This window comes from Mesobacillus jeotgali (assembly GCF_900166585.1).
Taxonomy (GTDB): Bacteria; Bacillota; Bacilli; order Bacillales; family Cytobacillaceae; genus Mesobacillus; species Mesobacillus jeotgali_A.
In genome coordinates this window covers 22,170-33,184 of the sequence record NZ_FVZC01000003.1, presented here as the reverse complement: position 1 = coordinate 33,184, position 11,015 = coordinate 22,170, and the positions used below count along the sequence as shown (strand labels likewise).

Below are 11,015 nucleotides of genomic sequence, written 5' to 3'. Positions count from 1 at the left end.
AAACCAAATAGTCTGGTGGCGATGGCGAGAAGGTCACACCCGTTCCCATACCGAACACGGAAGTTAAGCTTCTCAGCGCCGATGGTAGTTGGGGGTTTCCCCCTGTGAGAGTAGGACGCCGCCGGGCTGTTTGAACAATTAAATGGATTTTTAATATTATCGACGCGGGGTGGAGCAACGAGCGTTACTTCCCAGAATCCGCTGCGAGTTGTACCGATCGAGCCGCTTCTTGGTTAAGCATCCTGAGATCGGGACAGCGTGTGCTCTAAGAGCATAAACAATATAATATTCTTTCTTATCGACGCGGGGTGGAGCAGCCCGGTAGCTCGTCGGGCTCATAACCCGAAGGTCGCAGGTTCAAATCCTGCCCCCGCAATAATCCATCTTCATACATATTTGGTCCCGTGGTGTAGCGGTTAACATGCCTGCCTGTCACGCAGGAGATCGCCGGTTCGATCCCGGTCGGGACCGCCATTTTTCTAGATTGCTAGAATCGCAAAGCGAAACAGGGTTTCGTTTTTTTTTGCTTTTAAAAATAGGCTGTCCTAGCCTAAAACAGGAAAATGTCTGGTTTCTTTGCCCAGGCTGGATAAATCGTGTAAACTACATATAGAATCGTCATCCTTAGGAGGCATCCTAAGGTTTTTTTGTATTATAAAATTGATTGTTAGTTGGGTGATATAATGGCGACTTATCAATTCATTTCAAAGCTGCCGGAAGACACGAGGGAATTTGCCAAGAGGCTGGCTGGTCTTCTTAAGGCAGGTGACGTGATTGCCCTTGAAGGTGATTTGGGAGCGGGAAAGACGACTTTTACAAAGGGGCTTGCCGAGGGGTTGGGAATCACTAGGAATGTGAACAGTCCTACATTTACGATTATCAAGGAATATCAGGGACGGCTTCCTTTATATCATATGGATGTATACCGTGTGGAAGACGCGTTTGAAGATCTTGGTTTTGAAGAATACTTTGAAGGTAATGGAGTAACGGTTGTTGAATGGGCACATCTTATTGAAGCTCAGCTGCCGAAGGAGCTGTTGCTGCTTAAGTTGTACCTGGATGACAATGGCGTGAGAAGAATTGTCGCTCAGCCAAAGGGCGAGCGTTATGAAGAATTGTGTAAGGAGATTTTTTAAATGAAGGTATTATCGATTGATACGTCCAATTATGTCCTGGGTATTGGTCTGCTTGATGGCGAAACCGTTTTGGGCGAGTATATTTCCAATATTAAAAAGAACCATTCCGTCCGGGTTATGCCGGCTATCCAGACTTTGATGGAGGAGTGCAATATTAAACCTGGGAATCTTGCGAAGATTGTTGTTGCCGAAGGCCCGGGATCATACACAGGAGTCCGTATCGGTGTGACGATTGCCAAGACCATGGCCTGGACGTTGAATATTCCGCTGGCTGGTGTATCCAGCCTTCAAGTGGCAGCTGCATCAGCAGGACGTTACTTTGACGGTTATGTTTCTCCATTCTTTGACGCGAGGAGAGGCCAGATTTATACGGGCTTATATAAGTTTGAAAATCAAAGTCTGGAAACTGTGAAAGATGATCAGCTTGTGATGTCAGCTGATTGGGTAAGGGCCTTGAATGAAATGGACAGCAAGGTTTTGTTCACCAGCAATGATTTGGGGCTCCATGAGGATGTCATTAAGCAAGAGTTAGGGGATAAAGCGGTATTGGCAGAGATCACTGAGTTGAACCCCAGACCCGCAGAGCTTGCTTTATTAGGCAGGGATAAAGAGGCTGTGGATCTTCACACATTCGTCCCTAACTATATACGGCTGGCAGAAGCAGAAGCTAACTGGCTAAAAGCGCAAGAGACTAAAAAATAAGTGGGAAAAGAAGATGAATAAAACGATAACATTCCGAAATATGACCATTGATGATCTGGATGATGTGATGGTGGTTGAGGCTAATTCTTTTGCTGTTCCATGGAGCAGGGAAGCATTTTTCAATGAACTGACGAAGAATCAATTCGCACAGTACCTTGTAGTGGAAGTGGATCAAAAGGTGGTAGGTTACTGTGGTGTGTGGATTATTGTAGATGAAGCGCATATCACGAATATCGCTTTGCTGCCGGAATACCGGGGAATGAAGCTTGGCGAGGCACTGATGGCAAAGATGATGGAACTGGCACGCGAAATGGGAGCTTTGAGAATGACGCTCGAAGTGAGGGTCAGCAATGAAAGGGCACAAAACCTCTATCGAAAGTTTGGTTTCGAAGAAGGGGCTATCAGGAAACAATACTATACAGATAATATGGAAGACGCTTTAGTAATGTGGGTGAATATATAATGACAAAAGACCAATTAATAATGGGAATAGAGACAAGCTGTGATGAAACTGCTGTGGCTATTGTGAAAAATGGGCGGGAAATCCTGGCGAATGTCGTTGCCTCCCAGATTGAGAGCCATAAACGATTCGGCGGGGTGGTACCGGAGATTGCCTCCAGGCACCATGTTGAGCAGATCACACTTGTGCTGGAGGAAGCACTTGCCCAGGCGAATATGGATATTAAAGAGCTTGATGCGATTGCTGTAACAGAAGGGCCGGGTCTAGTTGGAGCTTTATTAATCGGAGTCAACGCTGCTAAAGCACTAGCCTTCGCTAATGGCATTCCGCTTATAGGAATCCATCATATTGCAGGCCATATATATGCGAACCGCCTTGTTGCCGAGATGAATTTTCCACTGCTTTCGCTTGTCGTGTCCGGCGGCCATACAGAACTTGTTTATATGAAGGAGCATGGCCATTTCGAGGTGATTGGCGAGACACGGGATGATGCAGCGGGAGAGGCTTATGACAAGGTTGCTCGTACCTTGAATCTTCCGTATCCCGGTGGTCCGCATATAGACAGGCTTGCCCATGAAGGACAGGCCACCATTGATCTGCCGAGAGCCTGGCTGGAGGAGGGTTCCTACGATTTCAGTTTCAGCGGCCTAAAATCGGCTGTGATCAATGTTGTGCATAACGCAGAGCAACGTGGAGAGGTAATTATCCCTGAAGAACTCGCAGCAAGTTTCCAGGAAAGTGTCATTGATGTACTTGTCACTAAAACTCAAAAGGCTGTGCAGGAATATGGTGTGAAACAAGTCCTTCTTGCCGGCGGAGTTGCTGCAAATAAAGGCTTAAGAGAAAAATTATCCACAGAATTTGCCGATTCAGATGTGGAAATTGTCATACCTCCGCTGTCCTTATGCACTGACAATGCAGCCATGATTGCTGCGGCGGGTAGTGTTATGTATGAAAAAGGCCAAAGAGCGGACCTGACTTTGAACGGAAATCCTGGTCTGGAGATAACTATCCACAACCAAAGTAGGAAGTGAAAAATAATTGTTGTCTGACTCTTCTGTGGATATGTCGACGGACAGGGTATTGAACTGTGTACAATGTGGATAAAAATCGTTAATTTTGTGGATAATGTGGAAAAGTCTATGGATAAGCCTTAAAACAGTATTTACTATGTGTATAACTGTGTGAATAAAAAGTCCCGGTTTTGAATCGGGACTTTTTTCTGTGGAAAAACTGAAATTTTCTGGTTTTATAAACTGGAAATTATCCCTGAGTATTTTCTAGTTTGCGAATATATAGCACTAATTTGCGAATAAAAGTGCATTATTCCCGAAGAAATAAAGATATTTGCGAATAACCGACAAATTTATGCGAATAATTTTTCATAAGAAAAAAAACGGGCACATTCATGCCCGTTTTTCCATTCCTACGCCAATTCTGTCCACTCTTCCATCAGTTCATCAAGTGTTTCTTTGGCTGCTTCGATTTTTGAATTTATTTCTCCTGCTTTTTCATGATCCTGGAATACCTCGGGGTCACAGAGCAATTCTTCATATTCTGCTACCTCGGTCTCCAGTTTGTCGATGAGCGCTTCGACTTCCTCCATACGCCGTTTTCGCTGGCGTTCGAGTTTCTTAGCCTCTTTGTCCTGCTGGTAGGAGGTTTTATCTTGCTTTATTGCTTCTGAGACAGTGCCTGCTGCTATTGCGGCTTGTCTGGCAAGTTCCTTAAGCTCTTCCTGCTCTAATTTTTTTTCGACATAGTAATCGTAGTCGCCAAGGTATTCTGTTGCTCCCCCACGGTCAAGTTCGAGCACCTTCGTAGCAATCCTGTTGATAAAATAACGGTCATGGGAAACGAACAGGATCGTTCCTGGATAATCAATCAAGGCGTTCTCCAGGACTTCCTTGCTGTCCAGGTCCAGATGGTTTGTTGGTTCATCCAAAATAAGGAAATTAGACTTCTGCAGCATAAGCTTGGCCAGTGCCAGACGTGCTTTTTCACCGCCGCTCAGGGTGGAGACAATCTTTGATACATCATCGCCTGAAAAAAGGAAGTTTCCTAATACGGTGCGGATTTCTTTTTCTGATTTCAGCGGATATTCATCCCAAAGCTCATTTAAAACCTTTTTATTGGAGCTAAGCTCTGCCTGTTCCTGGTCATAATAGCCGATGGACACGTTAGAACCATACTGGATATTCCCAGATATTGATGGCAATTTTTCAACGATTGTTTTCAATAATGTTGACTTGCCAACGCCATTAGGTCCAACCAGGGCAGTGCTGTCTCCACGTGTCAGATGAAAGGTTATGTCCCTCGAAACGGCTTCATCATGATAGCCTACCGCGAGAGTATCGACTTTCAGGACATCATTTCCGCTTTGTCGTTCAATCTGGAAGCTGAAGGAAGCGGACTTTTCATCACCCATAGGCCTGTCCAGCCGATCAATTTTATCGAGCTGTTTCCGGCGGCTCTGGGCACGTTTTGTTGTTGACGCCCTGGCAAGGTTCCGCTGGATAAAGTCCTGCAGCTTGGCGATTTCATCCTGCTGCTTCTCATATAGCTTTAGGTCTCGCTCGTAATTTGCGGCTTTCTCCTCTAAATACGAGCTGTAATTACCAGGGAACTTCATCAGCTGGTGACGAGAGATTTCGTATACCTGGTTCACAACCTTATCAAGGAAGTAGCGGTCGTGGGAAACAATGAGAATCGCACCGTCATAACCCTGCAGGTACTGTTCAAGCCAGGAAAGAGTGTCAATGTCCAGATGGTTCGTCGGTTCATCGAGAATCAGAATATCCGGACGGGTCAATAACAGCTTGGCGAGGGCAAGTCTGGTTTTCTGTCCTCCGCTTAAAGTAGAGATTTTTGTGGAATAATCAAAAGAATGGAAGTTAAGGCCGTGAAGGACGGAACGGATGTCCGCTTCATATTGATAACCGCCTTTTTCCTTAAAATCGACCTGGAGAATGTCATAGTCCTTCAATACTCTTCCATACTCTGACTCGTTCGAAAGGATGCCAGGATCAGACATTTTTTCCTCAAGCCGGCGAAGCTCTTTTTCCATTCTGTGCAAATGGTCAAAAACAGCCAGCATTTCATCCCATATGCTTTTCTCGGATTCCAATCCGGTATTTTGTGCGAGATAGCCGATGGATGTCCCTTTTGGACGGATGATTTCACCGTCCTCATGAGATTCATAGCCAGCAATGATTTTCAGGAGAGTCGATTTCCCCGCTCCATTCCGGCCAACCAGCGCTACACGGTCATTGGTTTGTATTTCAAACTTTATATTCGATAAAATAAGATCAGCAGCAAAATATTTTGATAGCTGATTCACCTGTAATAATATCATTATTTTTCACCTCTAATGCCTTAGGGATAGTGTAACCCAATACAATGGGCTCGGCAATATGTGCGGTCTGCGACCAGCTTAAAGGATGAAAAAATTTTCATGTTGTATTGTGAAAATGGAAACAAAGTTCACACACAAGTTTGTGAAAATAGTGTATTATTTGGTTGAAAGGAGCTTGAACATGGCAGAATTTACGCATTTTAACGAAGAGGGCAGAGCGAAAATGGTCGATGTCAGCGATAAACCGGAGACGGTACGCACTGCAGTCGCCCATTCAAGCATTACCGTTAATGAAGATATATATGTAAGGATTACTGAAAATAAAATGAAAAAGGGAGATGTGCTGGCAGTTGCACAGGTGGCTGGCATCATGGCAGCGAAAAAGACTTCTGAAATCATCCCTATGTGCCATCCGCTTCCATTAACAGGCATTGACCTTTCGTTTAAATGGGAGCAAAATGAAAATGATTATATTTTAAATATTGCCGCTTCTGTTAAAACCAAAGGGAATACAGGGGTAGAAATGGAAGCGTTAACAGCGGCATCTGCATGTGCGCTGACAGTTTATGATATGTGCAAGGCCGTTGACAAAGGAATGGTTATCGGCAAGACCTATCTAATAGAAAAAACAGGCGGTAAAAACGGTGATTTTAAGAGAGATGGAAAGTTAAAATAGAAATAGAACAGGTGGAGGATGGAGAATGACGAATGATGCTATGAAGATTCCTCAGGCAACCGCAAAACGTTTGCCGCTATATTACCGATTCTTATTGAACTTACATTCTTCAGGCAAGCAGAGGGTATCGTCCGCAGAGCTGAGCGAGGCGGTTAAAGTGGATTCAGCGACGATCAGAAGGGACTTTTCCTATTTCGGGGCTTTGGGTAAAAAGGGATACGGCTACAATGTGAATTATCTGCTGACTTTTTTCCGAAAGACGCTCGACCAGGACGAGCTTACAAAGGTTGCACTGATCGGTGTGGGTAATTTGGGAACCGCGTTTTTAAATTATAATTTTTCCAAGAACAATAACACAAAAATCGAGATTGCCTTTGATGTCGACCCAGACAAGGTTGGGTCTCAAATTGGCGATGTACCTGTCTACCATATGGATGATCTGGATCGTGTAGTCGTAGAGGAAGGGATCCAGGTGGCCATCCTGACTGTGCCATCAGCAGTGGCTCAGCCAATCACGGACAGACTGGTACAGGCAAACGTAAAGGGAATCCTGAATTTTACGCCTGCGAGGCTGAATGTGCCTCCTTCCATCAGGATTCACCATATTGACCTGGCAGTAGAACTTCAATCATTAATTTATTTCCTGAAACATTATCCGACAGATACAGAAATTACGGAAATCGAAGAATAAAAAATAGCTCCTTCAGATGAAGGGGCTATTTTTTCTGGATATTTTTCAGTTTGAAATGGAACAGGATCATTCTGATACCGGACCCGAAGTCGAACGTGGCAAGGGCTACAAGCAGATAGCTGAAAAATCCCCAGCCTGTCTCGTTTACATTCTGGATTGCGAAATAGGTGAATAAGCTGCCTAACAAGATGTAGACAATGCCTGAAAATAAAGGCGATTGCTTCATGTCTTAAAATCCCCCAATAAAGCTTTGAATTTTCTCTGCTTCTTTTATCATTCTCTCAATGTCTTCCCGAAATACGGATTGAAGCAGGACAACCATCGTATTCATTGTAACATGCGCGATGATCGGCACGATGATCCGCTTTGTTTTCACATAAAGGAATGCAAAGGTGAAGCCCATCGCAGAGTAAAGGATCACATGCTCGGGCTCCATATGCGCCAATGCGAATATGACCGAGCTGATCAGCGCCGCGAAAAAGAAGTTCATTTTCTTATGCAGGCTGCCAAAAATAATTTTTCGGAAGACGATTTCCTCTAAGATCGGTCCGATGATTGAGCTGACGAGGATGACAACCGGGAAGCTTTCAATCAGCTTGATGATTTCCTGTGTATTCTCCGAGCCCATCTCAATGCCAAGCATGTTTTCAATGCTGGCTGCAATGGATTGAGCGAACATGGCAAGAAAAACACCGGCAAATGCCCAGCCAGCCGAGTTGGCAGGAGAAGCTGCTCCGCGTAAGTCAGCCTGTGAGTGTCTTTCTTTCCTCAAAATCAGCAGGATAATTAAAAGCGTGAGCGAAAAGCTTATCACGAGCCAGTATGGAATCGCGAGGGTTTCCATTTCCTGCAGGCTTTTCCCCATCGCAGCCCCAACGAATGCAACGATCGGAATGCCGATCAGACTTGAAAGCTGCATGACAATATAAGCAATGATGACGTACCAGTATTCTCTTTTCAATAAAAAAACTCCTTAACGATGCAGATAATGTATATCCTGAAATTTTACGTAATAATATGCGGGCCTGTAAAATAAACTACGGGGTACAGCTTCGTTATGAATCACACTTCTTTATTCTACTAGTAAACGATTGGAAAGTTCAAATTGTAGAGTCAGCATCCTTAGAAGGGTTAAATATTCATGGAAAACCGCATACTTGTTAAGGTGAATTTTTCTTCTTGAAAATGGACGGGGGTTCAAATGATTTATTTAGAAACTTCAAGACTCTATTTGCGAGACTGGTCAGCAGCAGATTTGGAGCCGTTTTGCAATATGAATGCAGATGAGGATGTAATGAAGTATTTTCCTCGTATGCTTTCACACGAAGAAACTGAACGGTTTTATCAGGCAATCCTTTCCGAGTTTGAGGATTATGGTTATGGGTTGTATGCGGCAGAAGTGAAAGACTCTAAAGAGTTTATTGGATTCATAGGGTTTCACAGGGCAACATTCGAAGCAGATTTCACCCCGTGTGTCGAAATTGGATGGAGGCTGAAGAAAGAGGCGTGGGGAAAAGGATATGCAACAGAGGGTGCCAAGGCTTGTCTGGATTATGGGTTTCATCAATTGGGCTTCAGCGAGATTTTTAGTTTTACTGCTGAAATTAATGCGCCCTCTATCAATGTGATGAGAAAAATCGGCATGGAGCCTGTTAAAACATTTCACCATCCGAATGTGGAGCAGGACAGTCCTTTGAATAAGCATGTATTGTTTCAATCAGACATAGATCATAGCAGAAAACCATAAATTTTTACCAAAAATTTTTGCTTCACACTTGCAAAAAAAAATAAGATTATTTAATATATAAATTGTGTTAGCACTCTATTGAGGCGAGTGCTAATAAAAAATAATCTACATATAATTTGAGGAGGTTGTTTCACTTGATCAAGCCATTAGGAGATCGCATTATTATCGAGCTTGTTGAGTCTGAAGAAAAAACTGCAAGCGGTATCGTTTTACCCGACACAGCGAAAGAAAAACCTCAAGAAGGTAAAGTCGTAGCTGTTGGAACTGGCCGTGTACTTGAAAACGGTGAGCGTGTTGCTCTTGAAGTTGAAGTCGGAAACCGCATTATCTTCTCAAAATACGCAGGCACAGAAGTGAAGTATCAGGGAACTGAGTACCTGATCCTACGCGAAAACGACATTTTAGCTGTAGTTGAATAATCACTGACAGTACATTTAATAAATTTAAAATTCTGAGGAGGTTTTTCTACAATGGCAAAAGAAATTAAGTTCAGTGAAGAAGCACGCCGCGCGATGCTTCGCGGGGTAGATTCTCTTGCAAATGCAGTAAAAGTAACTCTTGGACCAAAGGGACGCAACGTGGTTCTTGAGAAGAAATTTGGTTCACCGCTTATCACAAATGACGGTGTAACAATCGCTAAAGAAATCGAGCTTGAAGATGCATTCGAAAACATGGGTGCTAAACTTGTTGCTGAAGTAGCAAGCAAGACAAACGATGTTGCTGGTGACGGCACAACTACTGCAACTGTTCTTGCTCAGGCAATGATCCGTGAAGGCCTTAAGAACGTAACTGCCGGCGCTAACCCAATGGGTATCCGCAAAGGTATGGAAAAGGCTGTTATTACTGCAGTTGAAGAGTTAAAGGCTATCTCCAAGCCAATCGAAGGCAAAGCTTCTATCGCTCAAGTTGCAGCAATTTCTGCTGCTGACGAAGAAGTTGGCCAATTGATTGCTGAAGCGATGGAGCGCGTTGGAAACGATGGCGTTATCACTATTGAAGAATCTAAGGGCTTCACTACAGAGTTGGACGTTGTGGAAGGTATGCAGTTCGACCGCGGATATGCATCTCCATACATGGTAACTGATTCTGACAAGATGGAAGCAGTTCTTGAAAATCCATATATCCTGATCACTGATAAGAAAATCGGCAGCATCCAGGAAATCCTTCCTGTCCTTGAGCAGGTTGTACAGCAAGGCAAACCATTATTGCTTGTTGCTGAAGATGTAGAAGGTGAAGCACTTGCTACATTGGTAGTCAACAAGCTTCGCGGAACATTCAACGCAGTTGCTGTTAAGGCACCTGGCTTTGGTGACCGCCGTAAGGCTATGCTTGAAGACATCGCTGCATTGACTGGCGGTGAAGTGATCACTGAAGAACTTGGCCGTGATCTTAAATCTGCTACAATCACATCTTTGGGCCGCGCTTCTAAAGTTGTTGTTACAAAAGAAACAACAACAATCGTTGAAGGTGCTGGAGACAGCGCTCAAATCGAAAGCCGCGTGAACCAGATCCGCGTTCAAATGGAAGAAACGACTTCTGAATTTGACCGTGAAAAATTACAAGAGCGCCTTGCTAAGCTAGCTGGCGGTGTTGCAGTCATCAAGGTTGGTGCTGCTACTGAAACTGAATTGAAAGAACGCAAGCTTCGCATTGAAGATGCTCTTAACTCAACTCGCGCTGCAGTTGAAGAAGGTATCGTATCAGGCGGTGGCGTTGCGCTTCTGAACGTATACAAAAAAGTATCTGAGATCCAGGCAGAAGGGGACGAAGCAACTGGTGTGAACATCGTCCTTCGCGCTATGGAAGAACCAGTTCGCCAAATCGCTCACAACGCGGGCCTTGAAGGCTCAGTCATCGTTGAGCGCCTGAAGCGCGAAGAAGTTGGCACTGGCTTCAACGCTGCAACTGGACAGTGGGTAAACATGATCGAAGCTGGTATCGTGGACCCAACTAAAGTTACTCGTTCTGCACTTCAAAACGCAGCATCCGTATCTGCAATGTTCCTGACTACTGAAGCAGTAGTAGCTGACATCCCGGAACCAGCTGGCGCTGGAATGCCTGACATGGGCGGAATGGGCGGCATGGGCGGAATGATGTAATTAACATCATAAAGCCTGATATATAGAAGTTTTAAAGTGGAATAAGATATAAGCTCTATTTTTGCTCATAGTAAGCAAAAAATGCTCACTCTTTTCACAAAAATGTTTTCTTGGAGAAGGTCTTCCTCAGTCTGCTGAACTGATGGGAG

12 protein-coding genes, 2 tRNA genes and 1 rRNA gene are annotated in these 11,015 nt (G+C 44.3%); 12 read left to right on the top strand and 3 right to left on the bottom strand.

Annotated elements, in window-relative coordinates; all coding sequences use genetic code 11:
• Nucleotides 1–11: 11 nt before the first annotated feature.
• From rrf to tsaD, 7 genes are all read left to right on the top strand, one after another.
• Nucleotides 12–127, top strand: a 5S ribosomal RNA gene (gene rrf, locus B5X77_RS00295).
• Between the two features lie 175 nt (nt 128–302).
• Nucleotides 303–376 (top strand) — tRNA-Met (locus B5X77_RS00290).
• Between the two features lie 22 nt (nt 377–398).
• Nucleotides 399–474, top strand: a tRNA-Asp gene (locus tag B5X77_RS00285).
• A gap of 209 nt (nt 475–683) precedes the next feature.
• The gene (gene tsaE / locus B5X77_RS00280; RefSeq protein ID WP_079504166.1) at nt 684–1,136 is read left to right on the top strand and encodes a tRNA (adenosine(37)-N6)-threonylcarbamoyltransferase complex ATPase subunit type 1 TsaE; all 453 of its coding nucleotides are present in this window, start codon (nt 684–686) and stop codon (nt 1,134–1,136) included.
• Nucleotides 1,137–1,838 (top strand): tRNA (adenosine(37)-N6)-threonylcarbamoyltransferase complex dimerization subunit type 1 TsaB, encoded by a 702-nt coding sequence (gene tsaB / locus B5X77_RS00275; RefSeq protein ID WP_079504165.1) that lies wholly within the window; start codon nt 1,137–1,139, stop codon nt 1,836–1,838.
• A 13-nt stretch (nt 1,839–1,851) separates the two neighbouring features.
• Nucleotides 1,852–2,301, top strand: a complete 450-nt coding sequence (rimI, locus tag B5X77_RS00270; RefSeq protein WP_079504164.1) for a ribosomal protein S18-alanine N-acetyltransferase — start codon at nt 1,852–1,854, stop codon at nt 2,299–2,301.
• The gene (tsaD, locus tag B5X77_RS00265; protein ID WP_079504163.1) at nt 2,301–3,332 is read left to right on the top strand and encodes a tRNA (adenosine(37)-N6)-threonylcarbamoyltransferase complex transferase subunit TsaD; all 1,032 of its coding nucleotides are present in this window, start codon (nt 2,301–2,303) and stop codon (nt 3,330–3,332) included. Before rimI ends, tsaD begins: the two co-directional genes overlap by 1 nt.
• Before the next feature lie 392 nt (nt 3,333–3,724).
• Here tsaD and B5X77_RS00260 read toward each other — a convergent pair whose 3' ends face one another.
• A complete protein-coding gene (locus B5X77_RS00260) occupies nt 3,725–5,653 on the bottom strand; it encodes an ABC-F family ATP-binding cassette domain-containing protein (protein WP_079504162.1) in 1,929 nt (642 codons plus the stop codon).
• A gap of 181 nt (nt 5,654–5,834) precedes the next feature.
• Here B5X77_RS00260 and moaC point away from each other — a divergent pair, with 181 nt between their 5' ends.
• Together moaC and B5X77_RS00250 are read left to right on the top strand one after the other, a co-directional pair.
• Nucleotides 5,835–6,329: a cyclic pyranopterin monophosphate synthase MoaC gene (moaC, locus tag B5X77_RS00255; protein ID WP_079504161.1), complete on the top strand. Its 495-nt coding sequence runs from the start codon at nt 5,835–5,837 to the stop codon at nt 6,327–6,329.
• A gap of 25 nt (nt 6,330–6,354) precedes the next feature.
• Complete coding sequence (locus B5X77_RS00250; protein ID WP_079504160.1) at nt 6,355–7,020, top strand: redox-sensing transcriptional repressor Rex; 666 nt, start codon at nt 6,355–6,357, stop codon at nt 7,018–7,020.
• 25 nt (nt 7,021–7,045) lie between these two features.
• Here B5X77_RS00250 and B5X77_RS00245 read toward each other — a convergent pair whose 3' ends face one another.
• Both B5X77_RS00245 and B5X77_RS00240 read right to left on the bottom strand, forming a co-directional pair.
• Nucleotides 7,046–7,246: a YdiK family protein gene (locus B5X77_RS00245; RefSeq protein ID WP_079504159.1), complete on the bottom strand. Its 201-nt coding sequence runs from the start codon at nt 7,244–7,246 to the stop codon at nt 7,046–7,048.
• Between the two features lie 3 nt (nt 7,247–7,249).
• Nucleotides 7,250–7,981: a CPBP family intramembrane glutamic endopeptidase gene (locus B5X77_RS00240; RefSeq protein WP_079504158.1), complete on the bottom strand. Its 732-nt coding sequence runs from the start codon at nt 7,979–7,981 to the stop codon at nt 7,250–7,252.
• Between the two features lie 240 nt (nt 7,982–8,221).
• Here B5X77_RS00240 and B5X77_RS00235 point away from each other — a divergent pair, with 240 nt between their 5' ends.
• The 3 genes from B5X77_RS00235 to groL all read left to right on the top strand — a co-directional run bounded on the left by B5X77_RS00235 (nt 8,222) and on the right by groL (nt 10,866).
• Nucleotides 8,222–8,767, top strand: a complete 546-nt coding sequence (locus B5X77_RS00235; protein ID WP_079504157.1) for a GNAT family N-acetyltransferase — start codon at nt 8,222–8,224, stop codon at nt 8,765–8,767.
• A 134-nt stretch (nt 8,768–8,901) separates the two neighbouring features.
• Nucleotides 8,902–9,186: a co-chaperone GroES gene (gene groES, locus B5X77_RS00230; RefSeq protein WP_041967795.1), complete on the top strand. Its 285-nt coding sequence runs from the start codon at nt 8,902–8,904 to the stop codon at nt 9,184–9,186.
• 51 nt (nt 9,187–9,237) lie between these two features.
• Nucleotides 9,238–10,866 (top strand): chaperonin GroEL, encoded by a 1,629-nt coding sequence (gene groL, locus B5X77_RS00225; protein ID WP_079504156.1) that lies wholly within the window; start codon nt 9,238–9,240, stop codon nt 10,864–10,866.
• The last annotated feature ends 149 nt before the right edge of the window (nt 10,867–11,015 follow it).